The following is a 22,320-nucleotide window of genomic DNA, read 5'->3' on the forward strand; positions in this document are numbered from 1 at the left end:
GCCGTCGTCACCCTCGCTGCAATTGCCTTATGGCTGCGCTAAGTGTCCACACCACCTAGGCCGGTTTTCCCTTGATTTGCCCGGCCCCGACCCTACGGTGCGCCCCATCAAGCAGGAGAACGAGACCGACAATGGACGACGCAATGAAATGCCCGGCGTGCCAATCCGAGCATGCCTATCAGGATCGCGGCCTCTGGGTTTGCCCGGAATGCGCGCACGAATGGAGCGCCGAGGCTGCCGCGGCCGCGGAGGCCCCGTCCGAGGCCGGCGTGCGCGATGCCAACGGCAACCCCCTGGCCGATGGCGACAGCGTGATCGTCATCAAGGATCTCAAGGTCAAGGGATCGTCATCGGTCGTCAAGGGCGGCACCAAGGTCAGGAACATCCGCCTGACGGATGCGACCGACGGCCACAACATCGCCTGCAAGATCGACGGCATCGGCGCGATGAACCTGAAATCGGAGTTCGTGAGGAAGGCGTAGGCCGTGCTGCGTCAAGCGGGCAGCACTGACGCGGCAGCTTTGTTCTTCATTCGACTCCATTTTGTTCGCAAAGAACGAATCGGAATCGAAGAAATCGGCGCGAAGAAGTTCTTAACAACAAGTTTGCGCAACGTTCGTAGGGCGGATTAGCGTCAGCGTAATCCGCCGGTTTTGCGCGTGCCCGAGTTCTGTGACTCCGAGCCTGATTGAAAAAGCGAACAGTGTTTTCAAGGGCCCCTGGCCGACAGGAGAATGCCACGTTTTTCGTCATGGCCGGGCTTGTCCCGGCCATCCACGTCTTTCTTGCGCGATGGAGCAAAGACGTGGATGCCCGGCACAAGGCCGGGCATGACGGCGCCAGACGTCGCGGGCAGACGGCGGATTACGCTGGCGCTAATCCGCCCTACCGCTCATAGCCAAGCCCCGGCCGCAGCGCGCGCATCCTCTCGGCGAGCTGCCGGCTCCCCGTCTCTTCCGAGCGCGCCAACACGTTGGCGACCGCGACATGATCCTCGTCGCTCTTGTGCTGGTTGAGCTTTGATTGTCCCTCGATCTCGTCGACGACGAGATCGATCACCCGGATCGCGGACAACATCTGTTCGCTTTGTTCTCGATCCGACTCCACTTCGTTCTCAAAGAACGAATCGGAATCGAAGAAATCAGCGCGGGGCAATTCCTAACAAGAGGTTCGCGCGCATCATTGCGAGCGGAGCCACTTGCGTCATTGCGAGCGAAGCGAAGCAATCCATTCCGCAACACGGTATCTGCGGAGAGATGGATTGCTTCGCTTCGCTCGCAATGACGGCGCTGCATGGCCCGGGCGGCCTCGATTCGAACGGCGACGGCGGGTTACGCTGGCGCCAACCCGCCCTACGCGTGCGACTACCAGCCGCGGTTCACGTGGCGCACTTCGGCGGTACGCGAGTCGACATAGACCTCGATCCAGCGGCCGGCGCGGTCGCGGCCTTTGATTTCCCATTCATCGCCGAGGAACTGGGTGTGGGACACCGTCATCACGCCGAGAGAGGACGCAACATCGAGCGCAGTCTCCATCGAGATCTGGTCACCGGAATCATAGGCCATGGCAGGTGTCGCTGCGGCAAGCGCCAGGGCGGTGACGATTGGAAGAATGACGCGTCGCATGAACACCTCCTGTCTGACGTTACGCCAGTTAGAACAATCGGCGGGGGCATGCGTTCCGGTCCCGCAGCTCATGAAACAGCACGAAACTTCGGCAGTTGCGGCGATTTGGTGGCAGCTCCCCACAATCATGGTGCGGTCGCCGCCGTCATCGAACGGGCCGCGGCGTCCGCCCTTGCCACTGATTTGCCCGACGGCGCAAGCCCCCGCGAGGAAAATATTTCTGTTTCCCGGAAATACAAATCAGTGTTAGGACTCCGCCCGTCTCATCCGATGAGAGGGGCGTTGCGCAACGTCACCAACGCGGGTCGAGATGCGGTGGACGCGACGCCTGCGGCAGACGAATGCAGGATTGTCGCGGACGGTGAAGTCGTGTGGTCCTGACGCCCCAGTGGCTGGTGTCTCCTCGCAAGACGCGAAACGTCCTGTGAGGACGGCGGCAAACAAGCCAGGTCTCGCCGGGGAGAGCACGAAGGAAGCCGTAAAACCATCGCGCAGGGAAAGCCGGGATTGATCCGGTTCACCTGTGGTCCTACCTCCGGTGCTTTTTGCTGCACCGGACCCATGGGTGCGATCGGCGCCCGGCTTTCCCCGCGCCCTCTTCCCACTTCGAGGGCGACGACATCGCAAAACCTCGGGCGCATCGCGCCGCGAGAATGCGGCGTCGTGCCTCGTGCTGTTTGATAACTGAAGCAAGATCTAGCCCCGTCATTGCGAGCGAAGCGAAGCAATCCATCGCGCCGCAAGCGGAGAAATGGATTGCTTCGTCGCTTCAGCGCAAAATTGCTTTGCAATTTTGTCGCGAGCTCCTCGCAATGACGGCAACAACCGCAAACGCACCCCTGTCGGCTCCTGCGGACGACCGACAGCTACCGCTGCCGTTGCGCGAGATAAAACCCCGTCAGCACCGTGACCAATCCGGCCGCCTGCAACGCGGTCGGCGGCTCGCCGAGCAAGAGCCAGCCGACCAGCAAGGTCAGCGCCGGCACGATCGCCGGAAACACCGCAGCGCGGGCGACGCCGAGGATCTGGATCGAAAAGGCGAACAGATAGAGCGCCGCGGGGCCGGCCAGGATGCCCTGCGCCAGCGCCTGCAGCGCATTTTCGTGCCAGCCGATCGCGGCGACACGGGCTGGCCCGCCGATCACGGCATAAAGCGGCACGAGCGCAAGCGACAGCACGTTGATGACGGTCGCAGCCGAGAAGGCGGTGACATGCCAGCGCCGCAGCAGCGTGCCGAAGCCCGCGAACATCAGGCCGGTCAGCACGAAGATCAGGTCGCCCTGCACGCCGCTCGCGCCGATATGGCCGATCGATTCCGCGCCGATCACCACGAGGCCCGTGACGATGACGAGCGCGCCGACCAGGCGCGAGGCCGTGATCCGCTCCTTCAACAGCACGGCCGCGAACAACAGGCCGCCGAGCGTCGCGCAGGACGGCTGGATCACGCTGCCATGGCCGAGCGGCACGAACAGGAAGCCGGAATAGCTGATGATCGCCATGACAGGCCCGCCCAGCACCATCAGCGCAAGGCCGCGGCCCCAGCCGATGCCGCAGAGATTGCCGATGCCGGCGCGAAGCACGAGCGGCAGGAACGCGAGCCCCGACCACAGGAAGCGGTGCATCAACAGATCGGCCGGCGTGAAGCCGACCTTCAGCCCGTGCCGTGTCGCCACGAAGCCGAGCGCCCAGAACAGCGCCGCGCCAAGTCCGCACGCGACCCCGAGCAGGGCCGGCCTGGTATCCGATGTGTGGGGAAAGGCCTCGGTGCGGCCGGTCGCCTCGGTCATGTCAGAGGCTTACGGTCGCCAAAGCGGCGGATCAACCCACACCGATGCAGGGCAGCAGGGCGGATTAGCGTGAGCGTAATCCGCCGTTGAGTTGGCAACAAATGACGGGTTACGCTCGCGCTAATCCACGAATTGGAAGGGATCACGATGAACGGGAATCGATATTACGGGGTGCGGGTCGAAGGCGCGAAATATGGTGTCGGTTTCGGCTCGGCGCTCGCGATCGCGATCTCCTATACCAACAACCATTCGATCCTGTGGGCGATCATCCACGGCATTTTTGGTTGGCTCTACGTGATCTATATCGCGCTGTTTGGATGACGTGGCGACACGATGCCCTCACCCGCCCTCCGGCTTGATGCCGGCGGCCCGCATGATCGGTAACAGCCGCGCCTCCTCGCTGTCGCGATAGGTGGCAAGCTGCTGCGGCGTGGTCGGCCAGACGGTGGCGCCGAGGTCGGCGTAGCGCTTTTGCAGCCAGGGATCGGCGAGTGCCTTCACGGTGAGCGCGTTGATCTCGGCGGCGAGGTCGGCCGGCATGTTCGCAGGGCCGACCAGGCAGGCCCAGGAGGACATCTCGTAGCCGGGCAACAGTTCGGCCATCGCGGGCACGTCGGGCAGCTCCGGCAGCCGCGTCTTCGAGGTCACCGCGACCGGCTTGATGACGCCGGCGCGCACGCTCGGCAGCGAGCCCGGCAGGTTGTCGAACAGGAGATCGACATTGCCACCGAGCAGATCGTTCAACGCCGGCGCGCCGCCCTTGTAGGGCACGTGGCGCACCTGCACGCCGGCCATCGCATTCATCATCTCGCCGGAGAGATGCAGCGTGGTGCCGAAGCCCGCGGAGGCGTAGGTGTATTTGCCCGGCTCCCGCTTGAATGCCGCGAGTAGCTCCTTGATGTCAGCGGAGAACAGATCCTTCTTCGCGGTGAGGATGTTGGGCAAGTGCCACATGCCGCAGATGAAGGTGAAATCCTCGCGCGGACGATAGGGCAGCCTGGCGTAGGAGCCGATCGCGAGCACGTTGGCGGCGATGCCGCCGAGCCCGACGGTGTAGCCGTCCGGCGGCGCCTTCGCGATCGCATCGGCGCCCAGCACGCCGCCGGCACCGGCCTTGTTCTCGACCACGAAGGACTGGCCGGACAATTCGCTCATTTTCTGGCAGATCACGCGCGACAGCGTGTCGGTGGCGCCGCCGGCCGGAAAACCGTTGACGTAGCGCACCGAGCGGAGCGGCCAGCCCTCGCCGGCGCGGACGCCGGTGGCCGCGACGATCGCAGCGCCAATAGCGGCAAGCACGTCACGGCGGTTCACAGACGACGGCATCGCGGTCCTCCCCTTCAAGGCATAGGCGTTGCGTCGACAGCTTGGCGCTGCTCTTGTCCGGAAGTTGGCAGCCCAGCTTACGGGCTGCGATCGCGATCGAAAACCCGTCCGCCGCAACAAAACGCCCGCGACGATGTCGCAGAACCCCGGCAAGCCGGCCCCCGATCACCACCGCCGGCGGAGGGTGGCTGTCCGGCCGGCGTCGAGCTATGGTCTGGCTCGATTGCGACGGGCGCGGCGGATTCTTCACGGCGGTCTCACAGGCATCAAGAGCTGAAGCACGGCATGACCGTCATCTCCATCCAGTCGCAGGTGGCCTTTGGCCATGTCGGCAACAGCGCCGCGGTGTTTCCATTGCAGATGCACGGCATCGACGTGGTCGCGGTGCCGACCACGCTGCTCAGCAACCGGCCGGGTTATCCGACCCTCCGCGGCCGGGTGCTCGACGCGCAACTGGTCGCCGACCTGCTGCTTGGGGTCGAGGAGCGCGGCGCGGTCGACACCGCGCGAGCGATCCTGTCGGGCTATCTCGGCTCGGCCGGGATCGGCGCCGTGGTCGCCGACTTCGTCGCCCGCGCCAGGGCCAGGAACCCGGCGGTGCTCTATTGCTGCGATCCCGTCATCGGCGATCGCGACCGCGGCCTGTTCGTGCCATCGGACATTCCGCCGCTGGTGCGCGACCGCCTGTGCCGGCTAGCCGACATCATCACGCCCAATCATTTCGAGTTCGAATGGCTGTGCGGGGCCAAGGCCGCGACGATCGAAGAGGTCATCGAACGCGCGCAGGCGCTGATGGCGCACGGGCCGTCGACCGTCATCGTCACCAGCGCGGAGCTCGCCGACACGCCGGGTCACGAGATCGAAACGGTTGCGGTCGAACCGACCGAAGCCTGGCGCGTGCGCACGCCAAAGCTGCCGATCGGCCCGTCCGGCACCGGCGACCTGTTTGCCGCGCTGTTGCTCGCCGCGCGCGTCCGGGGATCGACGACGCCCGAGGCCCTCGGCCACGCGGCATCGGCGATCTTCGCCGTGCTGGAACGCACCGCGCTGCGCGGCACTGAGGAAATGCGCATCGTCGAGAGCGCCGAGCTGCTCGTTCACCCCGTGCGCCGATTCACCGCCATCCCAGCCACCGGAAAAACGCCATGATCGATGCCAGTGACCTCCTGACCTATGCCATCGTGGTGCTCGGCCTGTTCCTGATCCCGGGTCCTGCCGTGCTGCTGGTGCTCGCGCGCGCGATGACCGGCGGACCGCGCACAGGGGTTGCGACCGGCCTTGGCATCGCGCTCGGCGACCTCGTCCACACCGCCATGGCGACCTTCGGCCTGTCGGCGGTGCTGATGACCTCGGCGCTCGCCTTCTCGGTCGTGAAATATGCCGGCGTCGTCTACCTGATCGTGCTCGGTGCTCGGGCCTTGATCGAGAAGAACGACGAGCTCGCCCTTCCCGCCTCCCAGCCGGTCGATGCGCCGCGCGCGTTCCGGCAGGCGATCCTGGCGGAAATCCTCAATCCGAAGACCGCGCTGTTCTTCCTCGCCTTCCTGCCGCAGTTCGTCCGCCCCGACCACGGCTCCGCCGTCGCGCAGTTCGCGACCCTCGGCCTGGTGTTCGTTGCGATGAGCGCGGTCTACACCTCGCTGCTTGCGCTGGCCGCCGGCCAGATCAGCCCGTGGATCAGGCGGCACCGCCGGATCGGGCAATGGCAGGGCCGCGTGGTCGGCACGATCTATATCGCGCTCGGCGTCCGCCTCGCCTTCCAGGAGCGGTGAATAGTCATGAACCTGCGATCAAGCGATGATGGCGATAGGGTTCCCCTCAAACCCCAAGCCGCCTACGACGATTTCGCCCGCCTCGACATCAGGATCGGAAAGGTCGTGGAGATGCAGCCGTTCCCCCGCGCGCGCAATCCGTCCTACAAGGTCGGCGTCGACGTCGGCGCCGGCAGGATTATGTGGTCGAGCGCCCAGATCACCAACTACGAGCCCGCGGCGCTGGTCGGCACGCTCGTCGTCTGCGTCTGCAATTTTGCGCCGAAGAACATTGCGGGCTTCACGTCGGAACTCCTGATCCTCGGCGCAAAGAACGCCGATGGGCATGTGATCGTTCTTGGTCCGCGCAGCGAGGTCGCCGTCGGCGAATCGATCTTCTGACGGCCGCGCGTCGCGTCATCACGGCCGCGTGATTCGAATCTTAAGCAATCCCCGTAACTTCCCGATGGGGGATCATCCGGATTCTCCGCGCTGATTTGCGCTGCTATCAGTGCGCCACATGAGTCGTTAGCCACGGGATTCGGACCATGACAGAAGTCTATTTTCACTGCTCCGACGACCAGCACGTCCTGATCGATCAATCCGGCGCCGCCATGGATCTCGCCGAAGCGCGCGAGCATGCGGAGAGTCTCATTCGCTCCTATGTGATGACGCCGAGCGTGGAAGACTGGCGGAGCTGGATCCTGCACGTCACGGACGATCTCGGCGACGAGCTGTTCGACGTGCCGTTCGCTTCCGTGCTCAGCATGCACTGAGAGGGCAGAATGCGATCGGCGCAGACAACATCGATGCCGCTCCGCCGTCGCCTGCATCTGATCATCGCCAGGTGCCAGGCGCTGCTCGACAGCATTTCGCATCCGTATCGGCCCGAGCTGCATTACATGCGCGGACCCGGCCCGAAATGGCACGCGCGGCATCAGGCCTCGCACCGCACGTAATCAGCCCCTCACGCACGACAGCATCGAAAAGAGAAAAGGCCGGCGGGCGTTACGCCACCGGCCTTCTCTTGCAACTGCCGGCTCCCGGAGTCCGGTTCCGCTGCGATTCGGCTCGGGCTCAAGCGTGTCTCGACATATTTAATAAAATCCTAACGGCACAACGATGCGCCGCATCACATATGCGTTCAGCGAGTTGCGAAAACGGAACCGCGACGCATGTTCCATGCGTCACTCACCGGAGAACTACGGACGTCGTCATCGCACGATGCATCGCGTTGCACGTTTGCGCATCACACGCGATGTGTTGCTCACCATTTTTGCGCGATCGCACGACGAATGTGCTTTGTGCAACTTAGGGAACCTTCGACTCAGTGTTACTCTGTAGTGCATACCGAACGGGGGAACTTCGGAAATGCCCTACTACACTTTCGATCTCGTCGTCGGCAACGAGTTCAGGAACCAGGGGAGCATCATCCTCGAAGACCTGCACCTCGCCTCTGATCGCGCCGATCAGCTCGCCAATGAGCTGTCGCAGGTGAAGCCGGAGCTGAAGGCAAGAGGCTGCGCGGTTCGCGTCACCGATGTCGACCACCGCGAACTCTATCGCACGCCGCTCGATCCGATGCCGAGCTGGCGCCGATCGCGCTAGCGCCGCTGCAACGCGCCAGACGCGCCGCCGCCTCACCGCGCGGTCTTGATCTTGCTGCGTGCGGTCGCCGGCTGCACGAGGCCCGGCAGGAAGCTGAAATTCGCCGACGTCTTGTTGTCGACGAGCGTCGCGTAGTTGTGGCAGCTCACGCACGAGCCCGGGCCCGGCAGGCTCGTGTCGCTGCCGCCGGCTCCCTTTCACCCTTGGTGGATCATGCCGAACGCGTTGTGTTCCGTGCCGGAGCGTTCGGTCCCTCGCCGCTCGCGCGCAGTGCCGTCAATCCGATCCGATAGTTCGGGTACCGCAGCACGACACCCAGTTCACGCCGGATCAACCCGTTCCGAACCCGCTTGTTCTCGCCATAGAAGCTGCGGCTCATCGGGGAGAGATCGGCCTGATCGAACGGAATTTCCGGCGGTGGGGCCACGCCGCAGAGTTGCGCGGCGAAGCTGACGACGTCCTGCGGCGGCGCCGGCTCGTCGTCGCAGACATTGTAGATCGCGCCGCCGCGCGGGCGTTTCAGCGAGGCCTCGATCACCGCGGCGATGTCGGCGACGTGGATGCGGTTGAAAACCTGGCCGGGCTTGACGATGCGGCGTGCCGTACCATGCGCCAGTTGCGCAAGCTGGTTGCGGCCGGGACCATAGATGCCGGCAAGGCGGAAGAGATGGACGGCCTTGCCATGCGCCGCGCCGAAGCCGAGCCAGGCCCGCTCCGCCTCCGCCCTGATCTGCGAGCGACCCTCGCACGGCGTGGCCGGCGTCGCCTCGTCGACCCAGCCGCCACCGTGGTCGCCATAAACGCCGACGGTCGAGAGATAACCGATCCAGCGCAGACGCGGCGCCGAGGCGATCGCCTCGGCAAAAGCCGACAACACGCGATCGCCGCCTTGGTCCGGTGGAATTGAGACCAGGATCGCATCACTCGCGGCGATCTCGTCGGCGATCGCGAGATCACGAGCCTCGTCCGAAAACGTCAAGCCGCGGACCCCGCTCCGCGTCAGGAGCTCGGCCTTGCCAGGCGTCTGCGCGGTCGCCGCGATCTCGGCGCCGGACTCGCGCAGACGATCGGCGACGGCCCGGGCGGAATAGCCGAAGCCGAAGACAACGAGCTTCATCGGGGTCCTGAACGTTCTCGGCTCACGTCTTCAGGTTCAACCGGCCCATGAAGTCGCGCTTGCCGAGCGGCGCGCCCTTGTGGCGGAGGATGTCGTAGGCCGTGGTTGAGTGGAAGAAGAAGTTCGGCAACGAGAACGACATCAGGAATCCTTCCACCGTGAACGGCATCGAACGCTCGCCGAGCTTGAAGACGATGTCGCGGCCGACCAGCGCGTTGACCGCATCAGGCGTCAGCGCAGCAAGCTCATTCCGCGCATCCACAACCAGCGCCTGTAGCGCGGCATAGTCGAGGTCCGGCCTGCCGGACGGCGGCACGAACACGCCGCTCCTCGCGGCTTCCATCGCGCCGCGCGAATGATGCGCGAGCGAGACCACTTGGAAGCGGAACGGCAGCATATCCGGAAACAACCGTGTCTCGACGATCTCGGCGGGATCGACGCCCTTCTCCTTGAAATGGGCAAGGCTCTTGTCCAGGAAGTTCGAGACGGCACCCAGAATCTGCAGATAGTTGGCAACCGTTGCGTCATAGAGCGAGAAGGCCATGGCGAATTCTCCCAAATGAAATTTGTCTGTTGCTTGCGATGATAGAGTTCCCGGAATTTCCGGCGAAAGCAAGCGGCAGCGAGGGAGACGTTGCATGGCGATTAGCCAACAATTCCGGGCAACGCGGCGCGCGATCCCGCCACCTCATCCGATCGAGACTTTTTCCGGCCTTGCCTTTAGCTCTGATGCGGCCCGCGCATCATCTTCATGGCGGCCTCGATGTGACGCCACTCGCGGGCCTCCTCGGTCTCGCCCTTGCCTTCGCAGGCCACGGCGAGCTGAGCGGCCTCGGCGATCGCCTGCGGGCCGTGTTTCTCCAGCATCTGCCGCGCGATGATGTGGATTTGCGTCTCCGGTATCATGGCGCTCTCCTGAACGATCAACTCGCGGGACAGCATGGCCGAACGTCCCGCCACCTGGCATAGAACGGCGGAGCCCAATGTCTGGTTCCGGGCCGGCCACCGCAGGGTCATCGGACGACCGGGCAACAAGTTGCGTCCGCGCGGCAGCAGGAGTTCCTGACCGGCTCGCGCCAGGCCATGTCCGGTCAAAGCGCCTTGGTGAAATGGTAGCGACGAATTCCGCCGCCGAGCGTCTTGTTGCTTGCGCCGACCGCGACTTCCTCGCGGACGAGCGCATAGCCCGCACCTCGATATAACGCCAGGGCTTCCCGCTGCAGTTCGGACGTACTCAGATCTAGCCGCGGCCGATTGCGCCGCAGGCATTCCCGTTCGGCGAACGCCAGCATTGTTCGCGCAATTCCGCGGCGCCTCGCCTCCGGGTCGACATACATGCGGCGCAACTCCATGGCCTCGCCGCCTGACGGCTCGAGCCCGAACATGCCTGCTATCCTCCGGCCATCGACCGCGACCCAGAAGCCGCCATTCCGTACGGAGTAGTAGTCGGAGATTCGATCAATCTCTTCGCTCAGCGAGCGGGCAATATAGGCTTCGAACGTGTCCCGCATATCCGCAGGCGCCAGCAGGCGGTTCACCTTGACGAACAGCTCGCGCACGGCGGACGCATCGTCAGGCGAGAAGTCGCGGATTTCGACCTCGTGCTCCACAGGCCTCCATGACGAGAGACCCGACACACGCGCGACGGCTCCCGGTTGACCGAGATTAGCATCGTCAGGCTTGAAAGTCTCAGGCCGCCAGCAGCTGGTCGAATTCCTCGGGCTGGTATGATTTTCCGTCGCTGTCGGTGATCACGACCTGCCATCCCTCGCTCGCCCAGATCTTCGCCTTGGCGACGATGAGGAATGTGCTCTCTCGCTCGATTCTGACCGTCTCGTTCTCGCGTTCTGCGATCATTTTGTAGGCCAACGGTTCATCCCCTTGTCGACGCGCCTCATCCGGCTGCGTGTTGGCAGCGCCGTTGGGCCGCAATTCGCCAGGAGCGTGACAATTTGGTGGAAGCCTTTGCATAGTGCGCGGCTACGCCAGCTTTCCCATCAAGGTCGGCATGTCCAGCGCCGACGAGTTGACATTGACGCTGCGCGCGAATCGCATCAGCGGGCCCTCGAAGATGCAGGTCACGGTGTCGCGGAACGCCGATTCGACGAAGGTCCAGGTCATCACGAAGGTGCGCAGGTCGCGCCAGGTGCCGCTTGCGACGACACGCATGACATCGGGCTGATATTCGTGATGCAGTTTGTTGCCGGTCATCGTGGTGGTGCCCTCGAGCGGCGCGTCGAGACCGACCTCGATCCTGTGCGTACCCCTGTTGTCCTCGAGCGTGAAGGTGCAGCGTTTGTCGGCAAAGACGAGGCTCGCCGATTTGATGCCGTCGGCATTCTCCGGTATCTGCCAGGTCTTGCCCGAGACCTCGGCCGCGACCGGCGACGACGCCACCACCAGCGGTGGCAGCAATTGCAGGTTCGCGGCGCGCGCCTTCCCCCACGATCGCGCTGAAGGTATTGCCGCCCGCAGCCCTGTCAACGCACCGCACCGGCGGGCACGCGCGCAACAAAAAAGCCCCGCCTCCTGCGGGACGCGAAGGCGGGGATCAAAGGTTCATTGGGCAGAAATCCACGCGCCTGTGAAAGGAGAACGCGGGGAAGTAGCGGCGACAATTCTAGATATGCCAACGCCGCGGACAACGGGATTAAAGCGCGCGCGATGCCGGGAGTTTTTCCCGACACTGGCGGGAATTCCCCCGACCGCGCCTCACTCCACCACGTCCAGCCGGACGTTCGCGATGCCCTTGCCGACCATGCCGAGCGTTTGCGCCGCCGAATGGGACACGTCGACGATGCGCCCGGGCACATAGGGCCCGCGATCGTTGACGCGCACCGTCACCGAGCGGCCGGTCTTGACGTCGGTGACGCGAAGCCTGGTGCCGAACGGCAATGTCGGGTGCGCCGCGGTCAGCTCGCGTCCGTCGAACTTCTCGCCGTTCGCGGTCTCTTGTCCCTCGCTGTAGAAACTCGCGATCCCCTGCGAGGTGAGCTTGGTATCGCCCGACTTGCTGCGCGCCGCATAGGGCGTGTGCCTGCGCGCAACTGCGATGCGCGTGCGTGCCGGCGATGATGTCGTTCGGGTGAGCTCGACCGCCCCTGTTCGGCCCGCGAGCGCCTGCGAGCGCTCGCTGACCACCGTCGACTGCACGCAGGCGGCAAGCGACGCGGCGCCGAGCATGACGGCGCACAGGCGGAGCGCCTTTTGCGCACCGGCGGATGGGGCCAAGGATGCGCAGAATGTGCGGCCTTTGACGTCGACGTGCGAGGCAACGACACCGTCGCGTGACATATTGCATCCCCAACTCGCGCCCCAGCCCAAGCCGAAAATTCAACACCCGCATAGAGCCGGCTCCGATCGGGGCAGAACCGAGGCGGGACGTCGCGGACGGCGGCTACCTCTGCGCGATTTTTCACGAGTGTGGCGGTCACGCCACGCTCATTGACGACATTCGTCGGGCCGCCGATGCAGCCAGGCGCGCTGGCAGGCGGATTGCCACGCGATCGGGATCGGGCCGGCTCCCGCGCGCTCTATTTTCGGGAGGCGCCGTGGCCATTGCGCCGACGCAATTCACGCGCCGCGAGAATGCAAGTTTGTATCCGTATCCTCCTGCCCCAATTGCGGTTCCCGAAACGATGTCGCCTTGTTGAGCCCCAACCTCTCCACCCTCTCGCCTTGCTTTGGTCAAATCAGGCTGGAGTCGTGTGGCAGGGTCAGGGGTTCGCTGACATCGCGCATATTCGCCGGCCGCCGGTTGCGGTTGACATTGGACAGAAGATGGGACCGCCAATGCAATCCACGCTCTCCATGAAGGACGCAGATCCGCACGACATCTTCGCGATCGAACCCAACTTCGCGCCGGTCGCGCCAACCGACAAGCCAACGATTGCGCCCGAGCCTGCAGGGCTTTCAGGGCAACGCGAGCCGCATTTCGGCCCGGCCGTCCCACCGAGCACGCCGCCGCTGGAGCCGCCCGTTCGCGCCATCACGCTCGACGACCTCAGGCACACTCAGCCCGACCATGGCGACATCAAGCTTGGGCGTGCGTCGCCGTCGCGCGGGCGCTGGGCAATCCGCGCGTTCTTCTTCGTGTTCGCGATCGGCAGCGCGGTCGCTGCCGCGGCGTGGGAGCATTATGGCGATCGTGCAAGGCAGCTCGCCGCGGAGTGGACTCCCCAGATCGCTCAGTTGTCGTCATTGCTACCGTCCAGGTCGGCGCCGGCCGCCGATCAGCAGAGCGCACCGGCCGTTCAGGCCGCCGCAGCGGATCAGGCGGCCGCGCAGCCAGCGCCGGCCGCTCAGCAGCAGGACACCGCAGCCGTGGCTCCCGCCGCTGCGGCTGCGGCAGCGCCGGTGCCTGCACCGGCTGCCGCTGCGCCGATCCCCATGCCCGCTGTCGCAGCGGCGCCTGCGCTCACGCCGGAGCAAACGCAGTTGCTGCAATCGATGGCGCGCGATCTCGCGTCGATGGGCCAGCAGATCGAACAACTCAAGACGAGCATCGACCAGCTCAAGACGAGCCAGGATCAATTGTCGCAGCGTGTCGCGAAGACGGCCGAGGCTCGGCCGGCTGACGCGAAGCCCGCGGCCGTCAATCCCGCTCTGCCGCCGCGCCCGCGCGCTGCTGCGACGGCGCCACGCGCAGCGGTCGCGCCTCCGCCGGCGCCGCTGCGGCGACCGGTCCAGGCCTACATTCCACCTCCGCTGCCTGCGGCGACTGCGCCGCAGGCCGCATCCGTGCAGCCGAGGCCGGCGCCGCCGCCGCAAGCCGGTGTGGTTGATGCCGACGACGAGCCGGTGGTTCGGCCGCCGATGCCGTTGCGCTAAGGATAGTCAGAAGACGGAATCCGCCGTCGTCCAAAACGAGTGGCGGATTGCACTAACGCTGATCCAACTTACGCGTCTGCCGCGGAGGTGCGTGGGTTACGCGCTCTGCCCCGGCGGCAGCACGACCACGATCGCGCCCGGCTTGACCCGCTGATAGAGATCGATGACGTCGGTATTGTTCATGCGAATGCAGCCCGACGAGATCGCCTGCCCGATATATTCGGGCTGGTTGGTGCCGTGGATGCGGTAGAGCGTGTCCTTGTTGCCCTGGTAGAGATAGATCGCGCGCGCGCCGAGCGGATTGGCCGGCCCGCCGGGGACCCGTGCCGGATAAGGCCCGAGCCGCGCCTGGATGTCGGCGGTCGGAACCCAATCCGGCCATTCTGCGAGACGGCCGACGCTGGCGACACCGGAGAACGCCATCGCCTCCTCGCCGACGGCAACGCCGTAGCGGATCGCCTTGCCCTGCGGCAGCACGTAGTAGAGGTAACGCGCGTCGGTATCGACCAGGATGGTACCCGGCTGCTCGCGGCGCCGGTAATCGACGATGTGACGCTGATACTGCTCGGGGATGCTCGCCTGCGCGTAGGGCGGATGCGCCAGCAATTGCCGGTCGCGCGACGTCATCGCGGCATCCGACGCCGGCGACAGCGTCGTCTGCATGCAGCCGCCCAGCGCCAGCGACCCCATCAGTACCAGCGCAATCCCCGACTTCGACACGACCAATCTCCCCCTGCGTCAAGTTGAGCCACATGGAGCCGGAATCGTGCTGAAATCGTGGCAACGCCGGATGGAACACGTCTGTTTGATCGGTTCCACCAGCGAGTGTGTCTCTGCGGTTGCAGCGAGTTCCTGCGGACGCTAGCCTTGCCAAAAATCGGGAGGATTTGATGCGATATGCGCTGATGCTGGCGGGCCTTCTCGTCGCGGCAACGCCGGCCCATGCCGAGCCACGCTCGGCCTATGTCGCGATGGTGTTGCAGGCCTTTGCCGCCAAGGTCGAATGCCCCGGCACCGAGCTCGTCTATCAGGACCTCGTGCAGAAGGCGCAGGAGATGCACCTGCCCGACGGCACCACCGAGCAGGTGCGCAAGGCGATCGCCTACATGCACACCGGCGGCAAGATGGGCGAGAAACAGGCCGACGATTTGATGTCGGAGGTCGCGATCGCAACCCAAACCACCGACCTCGACCAACGCCGCGTCGGCATGACCAACTGGTGCCACGACCAGAAAGCGCGGCTCGCGGGCTATATCAGGACGAAGGAGTAGGCCAGACGTCGCCAAGCTCCGGCGCCGCAAACCAACGTGGCGTGCGGCGTTCAGTACGGCGGCGCCTTGTGCTCCCGCTGCGCCTTGGCCGCTTCGATCCACCAGGCGAAGTCATCGGCAAAGCGCGGAAAGGCGCGTTCGAGTGCCTTGCCGCCCTCGCCGATCGGCCTGCCCTCGGCGGACAGCGTCTGCGCAATCGGGCCAGCGGCAATCGTGCTTGAGATCACCACCATGCCCATCTCCGACAACGTGCCGTGCCAGGCGGTCGCGGCTCGCGCGCCGGCGAAGCGGCCGGCCGAATAGCTTGCGATCGCGGCGGGGCGCCAAAACCATTCCTCCAGGAAATGATCGGTCAGGTTTTTCAGCCCAGGCTGGACGCCCCAATTGTATTCGCCGGTGACGAACAGGAAGCCGTCGGCGTCGCGGATCTTTCCCGCCAGCGTCTCGAGCGCGGCCGGGGCCTGGCCCTTCGGATATTCCTTGTACATCCGGTCCAGCATCGGCAGGCCAACCTCCTTGGCATCGATCAGTTCGACGTCGTCGCCGCGACCGCGAAGACCGTCGACGACAAAATGAGCCAGGCGGATGCCCATGCGGTCGGAGCGATAGGAGCCGTAGAGAACGAGAATGCGGTGAGCCATGACGGGGGATCCTATCATGGCTCCATCGCCACTGTCCTGCGGACGCAGCGCGCCGCGGCTCCGGTTGTTTTCCAGCCATTAAGCAAAGCCACGCGCCGGCGCGGCTGCGGCCAAAAATCGCCCAATTCCTTTTCAGATATCGATCCCGCTCGCGAAGGAGAACCCGATATGCGGATCGCACAATTGGTCTTCGCCAGTTCGCTCGCGGCGGTCGCAATTGCGTCGCCCGCCCTGGCGAAAAGCTCGGATCGACAGAAGGCCGACGACAAGTCGACGGCAGCGCCTGCCTGCCAGGCCTACCAGCAGGCGGCCGACGGCACGTGGACGCAGCTTCCTTGCGGCGAGACGGGCGGCGCGAGCGGGTCGACGCAGCATCGCACCACGACCAAGGACGCGGACGACGACGCGCGCTAAGTTCCAGAGCGGAGCTGCCACGCGAAGGTCAGCGGGCGGACATGGTCTTGTACCCGTGTCGCCGCATTCACCGGTCTTAACTTCCTCCGATCAAGGAGGGGAACCGGATGACCAAATCTACCGCAATCGCAATCCTCGGGCTTTCGCTGGCGCTTCCGCTGATGCCCTCGCAAGCCTCAGCGCAGGAACGCGGTGGCGATGCCGCCCTCGGCGCGTTGTCCGGCGCGATCGTGTTCGGCCCGATCGGAGCAGTTGCCGGCGCGATCGTGGGCTACACGGCAGGACCGTCCATCTCGCACTCGCTCGGCGTCCGCCACTCTGCCACGGCCCGGCGAACCAAGGCCGCGAGGCAAGCCCAGGCGCTGGCCGTCAGCCGTCAGCCGGCACGGACCCGTCAAGCCGCCGCGCCGGCAGCGACACAAGCAACCGCACCGACGGAAATACAACCCGCTGCGCCCGCGGCGACGCAGGCACCGCCTGCTCCTGCAGCCGAGACGGCGTCCACCACGCCGCCGGTCCAGCCCCTGGAGTAGCGGGCACCGGCATCTAGCCGGCCGACACACTTCCGGTTGTGCAATCCCAGCTGCGCTCCCGATTGCAAACCCGCGATTAATGCGCGCCCGGTACGATGGACGTCCCTCCTCCATCGTCCAGAATGGCGCGCAGCACATGAAAATCGGCACCCTCCTGAGGGCCGCGATCGTCTCACTGTCCGCGGTCGGCGGCGGTTTGGCGGCCTATGTCGCCGTGACCAAGTACCAGACGATGGACAGGGTTTCGATCGCGCAGAACCGGCTCGAGATCGTGCGCGCTGTCGGCGACATCCCGCGCCACATGAACCCCGAGCGCGGCTTCGCCACCAACATCCTGTTCTCCACCGGCGCGATCGACCCGAAGCAGATCGCCGATCTCGACAGGCTCCGCCAGCTCACGGACGGCGCGCTCGCCAAGGTCATCCAGGTGCGCGCCACGCTGCCCGGATCGCTCGACGATGGCGAAGCGGTCGCGAGCGCGATCGATGCACTGAAGGCGAAGTTCACGGCGCTCCGCGATGCGATCGCAACCGCGATCGCAGGTCCGGTCGACGCCCGTCGCGCTGCAGGAACCAAGATCGTCGCCGACAACTCCGTGTTCAACGCCGGTGTCACCGCGCTGCTCGACGAGCAGGTGCGCCGCCTCGCAGGCCTCGACGGCAATGCCTATCGGCAGGCCAACTACGCCAATGTCGCCTGGACGCTGCACGATATCGGCGGCCTCAACGCCAGCCTGCACAAGAGCCTCGTCGGCGCCAAGCGCGTTGCGACCGAGCCCGAGAAGCTTGAACTGTTCCGCTCGACCGGCAGGACCGAGCAGATCCTCACGACGCTGCAGGAGCTGCGCAGCAATCCGGCAACGCCGGCGAACGTCACCGCAGCACTCGGCAAGATGCAGGCCGACTATGTCGAACGCTTCGGCAAGGCGCTGAAGTTCGCCAAGGACGGCGCGGTGTCGGGCAAATACGAGCAGGACGTCGACACCTATTACGCGGAGTCGCAGGTCGGCCTCGCCTCCATCATCACCGTGCGCGACGCGTTCTACGAGAACGCCGAACAGGGGCTCGCTGCCGCCTACTCATCCGCGCGCTTCAGCTTCGTGATCGCGCTGATCGGCCTGATCGCCGTTGCTGTCGCGAGCGCAGCCCTGATCGTCCTGGTGCGTCGCCGCATCCTCAATCCGATTGCCGCGCTGACCGGCCGGATGTCGCGCCTTGCCGCCGGCGAGGTCGCCGAGGAAATCCCGGGCGCCGCGCGCAACGACGAGATCGGCGCGATGGCGGCTGCGGTTCAGGTGTTCAAGGACAACAAGATCGAGGCCGACCGGCTCGCCGCCGAGAAGGAGGCCGAGAACGACGTCAAGATGCGGCGCGCCCGCGCGCTCGACGATCTCACCCGCGCCTTCGAGACCAAGGTCACCGAGCTTGTCGGCGGGCTCTCGTCTGCATCGTCGGTGATGGAGGAGACCGCGCAGTCGATGTCGGCGACTGCCGCCGCCACCAACCGCCAGGCCGCGGTGGTGGCCACAGCTTCCGACCAGACCTCGACCAATGTGCAGACGGTCGCGAGCGCGACGGAGGAACTGACCTCATCAATCTCGGAGATCGCGCGCCAGGTCTCGACCTCGACCGAGATCGCGGCCCGCGCGGTCGACCACGCCCGCCGCACCGGCGACACCGCCCGCTCGCTCGCCGAGGGCGCGCAGAAGATCGGTGATGTCGTCACATTGATACAGACCATCGCCGCCCAAACCAACCTGCTCGCGCTCAACGCCACCATCGAGGCGGCGCGCGCGGGCGAAGCCGGCCGCGGCTTCGCGGTGGTCGCCTCCGAGGTGAAATCGCTGGCCGGCCAGACCGCGAAAGCGACGACGGAGATCTCCGAGCAGATCGCGGCGATCCAGAGCGCCAGCGACGAAACCGTCACCGCGATCCGGAACGTCGTCGACGTCATCACCGAGATCGACCAGATCGGCACTGCGATTGCGGCGGCGATCGAGGAACAGGGCTCGGCGACCAAGGAGATCTCGCGCAGCGTCCAGGAGGCCGCGCGCGGCACGCAGGAAGTCAACTCCAACATCTCCGGCGTGCAGCGCGCCGCCGACGACACCGGCGCGGCCGCGACCCAGGTGCTCGGCGCCGCCGAGCAGCTCTCCGCTCAGTCCAAGGACCTCGCCGGCCAGGTCAACCGTTTCCTCTCCGACGTCCGCGCGGCGTGAGCCGCCGCGCACGCCGCGATCAAAGAACAGCCCGCAGCTCCTCTTCGTCATTGCGAGCGCAAGCGAAGCAATCCATCGCGCCGTAAGTGGAGGAATGGATTGCTTTCGCCTCCACCGCGGCTTCGGCGGACAAGTCGTCGCTACCGCTCCTCGCAATGACAGGGTTGGTCAAATAGCGAAGAGGGTTTGGCAGCCCTCTACCCTCCCCGCAACCCGAGCACGCGGCGGGCGATTGACTGGCGATGGACCTCGCTCGGGCCTTCATACATGCGCATCAACCGCGCCTTCTGCCAGAGCGCGTTCAACGGCAATTCCAGGGTCATGCCGAGCGCGCCGAGGGTTTGCATGGCGTGGTCGCAGGCGTCATAGGCCATTTCGGTCGCGAACACCTTGATCATCGAGGCTTCGTGCCTGATGTCCTCGCCGTTATCGGCCTTGTCGGCGGCATCGCGCACCATCAGGCGGCACGCATGCATGCGGGTGGAGATGTCGGCGATCCACCACTGGATGGCCTGGCGGTCCGCGAGCTTGACGCCGAACGTCTCGCGCTGTTTGGCGTGCTCGCACAGCATGTCGAGCGCACGCTTGGTGATGCCGATGCAGGTCGAGCCCATTTCGAGCCGACGCGTGCGCAGGCGCAACTGCATCGGCGCGTAGCCTTTGCCGACTTCGCCGAGCACGGAGTCCTTCGGGATGCGGCAATCCTCGAACACGATCTCGAAGGTCGAGCCGCCGCCAAGCATCGGAATTTCGCGCTCGATGATGAAGCCCGGCGTCCCCTTCTCGACGATGAAGGAGGTGATGCCGCCCTGCCGCTGGTCGCTGCCGACGCGCGCCATGACGATGATGAAATCGGCCGTGCGTGCGTTGCTGATCCAGATCTTGCGGCCGTTGAGCACCCACTGATCGCCGTCGAGCACTGCGCGCGTCTTCATGCCCGCGGGATCGCCGCCGGCACCCGGCTCGGAGATCGCGATCGCGGAGGACATCCGGCCCTCGATATAGGGCTGTAGGAACTTCGTCTTCTGTGCCTCGGTGCCGACCGCCTGCAGCATCCGCAGGTTCGGCGAGTCCGGCGGCAGCACGAAGGGCACGCAGGAGCGGCCGAGCTCTTCATGCACCGCCGCCATCGTGCGCGTCGGCAGGTCGTGGCCGCCGAGATCCTCCGGCGCGTCGAGGCCCCACAGCCCCAATTCCCTGGAGACGTCGCGCAACCGCTTGCGCTGCGCGTCCGTCAGCTCCGGATGATCGCCGCCGGGAAGCTTCGACTTCAGATAATCCGGCTCGAGCGGGATCAGTTCGCGATCGACGAACCTTGCCACTGTCTCGCGGATCATTGCTGTTTGTTCATCGTCGTGCATCGCTCGTCCTCGCCTTGTGCTGTTGTTCCAGGACCAGTAGCGCATTTCGGTTTTGCCGGAACAGCCGAAAACGCAGCCCTAGCGTTGCGCTATGCGCGGAGGTCTCGCGGCGCGGAATTCAATATCCCGCGACGGATCGATCGCGGCGTGCTCGCCTCAGTCGGCAAATCCAACGTAGCGGACGAAATCGTCGTTGGCCTCGCGATCCGAGCGCACCCCGTTGGCGGCAAAGCTGTCGTCGGGATAGCCCATGGCGACGCAGGTCATGATCACCTCGTCCTCGGGAATATCAGCGACCTCGCGCACGATGTCCGAGCGCATGATGCCCTGGCCGTTGATGACGGAGCCGAGCCCACGGTCCCAGGCCGCCAGCACGATGCCATAGCAGAGCGCGCCGAGATCGAAATGGCAGACCGCGCCGGGATCGAGGATGCGATCGTAGGTCAGCACCAGGGAGACCGGGGCATCGAACTGGCGGAAGCCGCGCAGCACCCAGTCCTGCCGCATCGGCTTGTCCTCACGGGCGATCCCCATGGCGCCGAACAGCTTCTTGGCGATGTCGACCTGGCGGCCGCGGTGGACGCCCTGGTATTCGCCATGGCTGATGATGTCGCGCTTCGGCTTGGCACCCGCGCTCATCTCCGTCATGTTGCGGCGGCGAACCTCTTCCAGCGGCTCGCCCGTGAGGACATGGACATGCCAGGGCTGGGTGTTCATCGAGGACGGCGCGCGCTTGGCCACCTCGATGATCTCAGCGATGGTCGCCCGAGATACCGCCTGCTTCTTGAATCCGCGCACGCTTTTGCGTGTCTGTACCAGCGTCTCGAAGTCCATTCCTCGCGTCCTCCACATCGTTTCCGTGCCGAATGCCGGGTTTTATCCGGTCCGGCCGGGTATTTTACCGACAAAATCCGCCTTGGGAACTTGATCGGGTCGAGAATCCGATATCCAATCCGACCACTGGTTGGTTTAGGGAGAAACCCACAATGAAGCGGATTTTCTTGGCTGCCGTCATCGCAACCTTTGCAGCCGGCTCGGCATTCGCGCAGGACGCCTCGTGCGAAACAAAGGCCGTCGGCAAGGATGGCAAGCCGCTAGCCGGCGCGGCGAAGACCTCCTTCATGAAGAAGTGCACGACGGATGCGTGTGCGGCCAAGGCGGTCGGCTCCGACGGCAAGAAGCTCGCCGGCGCGGCCAAGACCTCCTTCATGAAGAAGTGCCAGAGCGGCGCCTGAGCCCTCGCCGCCGGTTTCTCCGGCATCGTCGATCGAGCCAGCGGTTCGGGCCGTGGAAGCACGGCCCGAGCGGACATTGATTGACGTCTGCGCAGGATGCCGCAGGGCCCGGCCCGCGGTGGGAAGACCGCTCAGAACGAGACGCCGACGCGCACGCCCTTGCTCCAGACGCGCCGGCAGCGCTTCTTCGTGTTGCCGTGATACATCTCGAAACGCTCGGGCAACTGCATGGGCTTCGAAAATTCGAGGCAGGCCCCGCCGGCGGAATAGTCCACCAGACGGCATTCGATCAGCGGCGCCCTCGGTTCGAGCTGCAGCTTGACCAAACTCGACACCAAACCCGCTGGACGAACACGCGCAAACCGCCGGGGATACATCACCGTTGCCTTCTGTAGATCGCCCCCCAAGCTCGCCAGCAGCCGTTAAGAATTCGTTCAGACCTATGGTTACGGGACGTTACCAACTTGCAGACATTGCGGCAGGACGTGGCCCGCTAGAGCCTTTTCCGTTCCGATAGAATCGGAACGGGGCTCTCGATTCTTGTTTGACGCGTTTTCTTCACGCGAACCGGTGTCCACTTCGCTTGAAAACGCTCTAGCAGTC

29 protein-coding genes and 1 pseudogene are annotated in these 22,320 nt (G+C 65.2%); 14 read left to right on the forward strand and 16 right to left on the reverse strand.

What is annotated here, in order from left to right; translation table 11 throughout:
* The first annotated feature begins 131 nt into the window (after positions 1-131).
* Positions 132-482, forward strand: a complete 351-nt coding sequence (locus tag ACFFWD_RS28815; RefSeq protein ID WP_376971060.1) for a zinc ribbon domain-containing protein YjdM — start codon at positions 132-134, stop codon at positions 480-482.
* A 403-nt stretch (positions 483-885) separates the two neighbouring features.
* Here ACFFWD_RS28815 and ACFFWD_RS28820 read toward each other — a convergent pair.
* The 3 genes and pseudogenes from ACFFWD_RS28820 to ACFFWD_RS28830 form a co-directional block, all read right to left on the reverse strand.
* Positions 886-1,083, reverse strand: a pseudogene (locus ACFFWD_RS28820) (FMN-binding negative transcriptional regulator); the annotation flags it as partial.
* Positions 1,084-1,364: 281 nt separating this feature from the next.
* Positions 1,365-1,625, reverse strand: a complete 261-nt coding sequence (locus ACFFWD_RS28825) for a PepSY domain-containing protein (RefSeq protein ID WP_376971062.1) — start codon at positions 1,623-1,625, stop codon at positions 1,365-1,367.
* Positions 1,626-2,491: 866 nt separating this feature from the next.
* Entirely contained in the window at positions 2,492-3,412 is a 921-nt protein-coding gene (locus ACFFWD_RS28830) for a DMT family transporter (RefSeq protein ID WP_376971064.1), read from the reverse strand.
* Positions 3,413-3,559: 147 nt separating this feature from the next.
* Between ACFFWD_RS28830 and ACFFWD_RS28835 the strand changes: the two genes are divergently transcribed.
* On the forward strand, positions 3,560-3,733 hold the full coding sequence (locus ACFFWD_RS28835; RefSeq protein ID WP_376971066.1) for a hypothetical protein: 174 nt from the start codon (positions 3,560-3,562) through the stop codon (positions 3,731-3,733).
* Positions 3,734-3,751: 18 nt separating this feature from the next.
* Here ACFFWD_RS28835 and ACFFWD_RS28840 read toward each other — a convergent pair whose 3' ends face one another.
* Positions 3,752-4,738, reverse strand: coding sequence for a Bug family tripartite tricarboxylate transporter substrate binding protein (locus tag ACFFWD_RS28840; RefSeq protein ID WP_376971068.1), 987 nt, complete (start codon positions 4,736-4,738; stop codon positions 3,752-3,754).
* 285 nt (positions 4,739-5,023) lie between these two features.
* Between ACFFWD_RS28840 and pdxY the strand changes: the two genes are divergently transcribed.
* The 6 genes from pdxY (at position 5,024) to ACFFWD_RS28870 (ending at position 8,097) form a co-directional block, all read left to right on the forward strand.
* Positions 5,024-5,887, forward strand: a complete 864-nt coding sequence (pdxY, locus tag ACFFWD_RS28845) for a pyridoxal kinase PdxY (protein WP_376971070.1) — start codon at positions 5,024-5,026, stop codon at positions 5,885-5,887.
* Positions 5,884-6,510 carry a LysE family translocator gene (locus ACFFWD_RS28850; RefSeq protein WP_376971072.1) on the forward strand — a complete coding sequence of 209 codons (627 nt, stop codon included), beginning with the start codon at positions 5,884-5,886 and terminating at the stop codon, positions 6,508-6,510. The genes pdxY and ACFFWD_RS28850 overlap by 4 nt, the downstream gene beginning before the upstream one ends.
* A 6-nt stretch (positions 6,511-6,516) precedes the next feature.
* On the forward strand, positions 6,517-6,891 hold the full coding sequence (locus ACFFWD_RS28855; protein WP_376971074.1) for a tRNA-binding protein: 375 nt from the start codon (positions 6,517-6,519) through the stop codon (positions 6,889-6,891).
* Positions 6,892-7,037: 146 nt separating this feature from the next.
* Positions 7,038-7,265 carry a DUF6894 family protein gene (locus ACFFWD_RS28860; RefSeq protein WP_376971076.1) on the forward strand — a complete coding sequence of 76 codons (228 nt, stop codon included), beginning with the start codon at positions 7,038-7,040 and terminating at the stop codon, positions 7,263-7,265.
* A gap of 9 nt (positions 7,266-7,274) precedes the next feature.
* Positions 7,275-7,448, forward strand: a complete 174-nt coding sequence (locus tag ACFFWD_RS28865) for a hypothetical protein (RefSeq protein ID WP_376971078.1) — start codon at positions 7,275-7,277, stop codon at positions 7,446-7,448.
* 412 nt (positions 7,449-7,860) lie between these two features.
* Complete coding sequence (locus ACFFWD_RS28870; protein ID WP_376971080.1) at positions 7,861-8,097, forward strand: DUF6894 family protein; 237 nt, start codon at positions 7,861-7,863, stop codon at positions 8,095-8,097.
* 211 nt (positions 8,098-8,308) lie between these two features.
* Here ACFFWD_RS28870 and ACFFWD_RS28875 read toward each other — a convergent pair whose 3' ends face one another.
* From ACFFWD_RS28875 to ACFFWD_RS28905, 7 genes are all read right to left on the reverse strand, one after another.
* On the reverse strand, positions 8,309-9,214 hold the full coding sequence (locus tag ACFFWD_RS28875) for an SDR family oxidoreductase (RefSeq protein ID WP_376971082.1): 906 nt from the start codon (positions 9,212-9,214) through the stop codon (positions 8,309-8,311).
* Between the two features lie 22 nt (positions 9,215-9,236).
* The gene (locus tag ACFFWD_RS28880) at positions 9,237-9,758 is read right to left on the reverse strand and encodes a DUF1993 domain-containing protein (RefSeq protein ID WP_376971084.1); all 522 of its coding nucleotides are present in this window, start codon (positions 9,756-9,758) and stop codon (positions 9,237-9,239) included.
* A gap of 176 nt (positions 9,759-9,934) precedes the next feature.
* On the reverse strand, positions 9,935-10,120 hold the full coding sequence (locus ACFFWD_RS28885) for a hypothetical protein (protein ID WP_376971111.1): 186 nt from the start codon (positions 10,118-10,120) through the stop codon (positions 9,935-9,937).
* Between the two features lie 185 nt (positions 10,121-10,305).
* Positions 10,306-10,773, reverse strand: a complete 468-nt coding sequence (locus ACFFWD_RS28890) for a GNAT family N-acetyltransferase (protein ID WP_376971086.1) — start codon at positions 10,771-10,773, stop codon at positions 10,306-10,308.
* A 130-nt stretch (positions 10,774-10,903) separates the two neighbouring features.
* Positions 10,904-11,083, reverse strand: coding sequence for a hypothetical protein (locus ACFFWD_RS28895; protein WP_376971088.1), 180 nt, complete (start codon positions 11,081-11,083; stop codon positions 10,904-10,906).
* A gap of 111 nt (positions 11,084-11,194) precedes the next feature.
* The gene (locus ACFFWD_RS28900) at positions 11,195-11,629 is read right to left on the reverse strand and encodes a hypothetical protein (protein WP_376971090.1); all 435 of its coding nucleotides are present in this window, start codon (positions 11,627-11,629) and stop codon (positions 11,195-11,197) included.
* A gap of 297 nt (positions 11,630-11,926) precedes the next feature.
* On the reverse strand, positions 11,927-12,508 hold the full coding sequence (locus ACFFWD_RS28905; RefSeq protein ID WP_376971092.1) for a septal ring lytic transglycosylase RlpA family protein: 582 nt from the start codon (positions 12,506-12,508) through the stop codon (positions 11,927-11,929).
* A 498-nt stretch (positions 12,509-13,006) separates the two neighbouring features.
* On the opposite strand from ACFFWD_RS28905, the gene ACFFWD_RS28910 reads away from it, so the two are divergent.
* Positions 13,007-14,044, forward strand: coding sequence for a hypothetical protein (locus ACFFWD_RS28910; RefSeq protein ID WP_376971094.1), 1,038 nt, complete (start codon positions 13,007-13,009; stop codon positions 14,042-14,044).
* A 96-nt stretch (positions 14,045-14,140) separates the two neighbouring features.
* Here the strand turns inward: ACFFWD_RS28910 and ACFFWD_RS28915 are convergent, their stop codons facing one another.
* Positions 14,141-14,734: a L,D-transpeptidase gene (locus tag ACFFWD_RS28915; protein ID WP_376971113.1), complete on the reverse strand. Its 594-nt coding sequence runs from the start codon at positions 14,732-14,734 to the stop codon at positions 14,141-14,143.
* Between the two features lie 200 nt (positions 14,735-14,934).
* On the opposite strand from ACFFWD_RS28915, the gene ACFFWD_RS28920 reads away from it, so the two are divergent.
* Positions 14,935-15,315 carry a hypothetical protein gene (locus ACFFWD_RS28920; RefSeq protein ID WP_376971096.1) on the forward strand — a complete coding sequence of 127 codons (381 nt, stop codon included), beginning with the start codon at positions 14,935-14,937 and terminating at the stop codon, positions 15,313-15,315.
* A gap of 50 nt (positions 15,316-15,365) precedes the next feature.
* Here the strand turns inward: ACFFWD_RS28920 and ACFFWD_RS28925 are convergent, their stop codons facing one another.
* On the reverse strand, positions 15,366-15,956 hold the full coding sequence (locus ACFFWD_RS28925) for an NADPH-dependent FMN reductase (RefSeq protein ID WP_376971098.1): 591 nt from the start codon (positions 15,954-15,956) through the stop codon (positions 15,366-15,368).
* Positions 15,957-16,124: 168 nt separating this feature from the next.
* On the opposite strand from ACFFWD_RS28925, the gene ACFFWD_RS28930 reads away from it, so the two are divergent.
* The 3 genes from ACFFWD_RS28930 (at position 16,125) to ACFFWD_RS28940 (ending at position 19,121) form a co-directional block, all read left to right on the forward strand.
* Positions 16,125-16,370 carry a hypothetical protein gene (locus tag ACFFWD_RS28930; protein ID WP_376971100.1) on the forward strand — a complete coding sequence of 82 codons (246 nt, stop codon included), beginning with the start codon at positions 16,125-16,127 and terminating at the stop codon, positions 16,368-16,370.
* 107 nt (positions 16,371-16,477) lie between these two features.
* On the forward strand, positions 16,478-16,903 hold the full coding sequence (locus ACFFWD_RS28935; protein WP_376971102.1) for a hypothetical protein: 426 nt from the start codon (positions 16,478-16,480) through the stop codon (positions 16,901-16,903).
* Between the two features lie 136 nt (positions 16,904-17,039).
* Positions 17,040-19,121 carry a methyl-accepting chemotaxis protein gene (locus ACFFWD_RS28940; protein WP_376971104.1) on the forward strand — a complete coding sequence of 694 codons (2,082 nt, stop codon included), beginning with the start codon at positions 17,040-17,042 and terminating at the stop codon, positions 19,119-19,121.
* A gap of 197 nt (positions 19,122-19,318) precedes the next feature.
* Here ACFFWD_RS28940 and ACFFWD_RS28945 read toward each other — a convergent pair whose 3' ends face one another.
* Together ACFFWD_RS28945 and ACFFWD_RS28950 are read right to left on the reverse strand one after the other, a co-directional pair.
* Complete coding sequence (locus tag ACFFWD_RS28945) at positions 19,319-20,482, reverse strand: acyl-CoA dehydrogenase family protein (RefSeq protein ID WP_376971106.1); 1,164 nt, start codon at positions 20,480-20,482, stop codon at positions 19,319-19,321.
* Positions 20,483-20,638: 156 nt separating this feature from the next.
* The gene (locus ACFFWD_RS28950) at positions 20,639-21,316 is read right to left on the reverse strand and encodes a nitroreductase (RefSeq protein ID WP_376971108.1); all 678 of its coding nucleotides are present in this window, start codon (positions 21,314-21,316) and stop codon (positions 20,639-20,641) included.
* A 152-nt stretch (positions 21,317-21,468) separates the two neighbouring features.
* On the opposite strand from ACFFWD_RS28950, the gene ACFFWD_RS28955 reads away from it, so the two are divergent.
* Positions 21,469-21,717 (forward strand): hypothetical protein, encoded by a 249-nt coding sequence (locus tag ACFFWD_RS28955; RefSeq protein ID WP_139484052.1) that lies wholly within the window; start codon positions 21,469-21,471, stop codon positions 21,715-21,717.
* Positions 21,718-21,848: 131 nt separating this feature from the next.
* On the opposite strand, the gene ACFFWD_RS28960 is transcribed toward ACFFWD_RS28955, so the two are convergent.
* Positions 21,849-22,094 (reverse strand): PilZ domain-containing protein, encoded by a 246-nt coding sequence (locus ACFFWD_RS28960; protein ID WP_376971115.1) that lies wholly within the window; start codon positions 22,092-22,094, stop codon positions 21,849-21,851.
* Positions 22,095-22,320: the final 226 nt, after the last annotated feature.

This window comes from Bradyrhizobium erythrophlei (genome assembly GCF_042430365.1).
In the GTDB taxonomy this organism is placed as follows: Bacteria; Pseudomonadota; Alphaproteobacteria; order Rhizobiales; family Xanthobacteraceae; genus Bradyrhizobium; species Bradyrhizobium erythrophlei.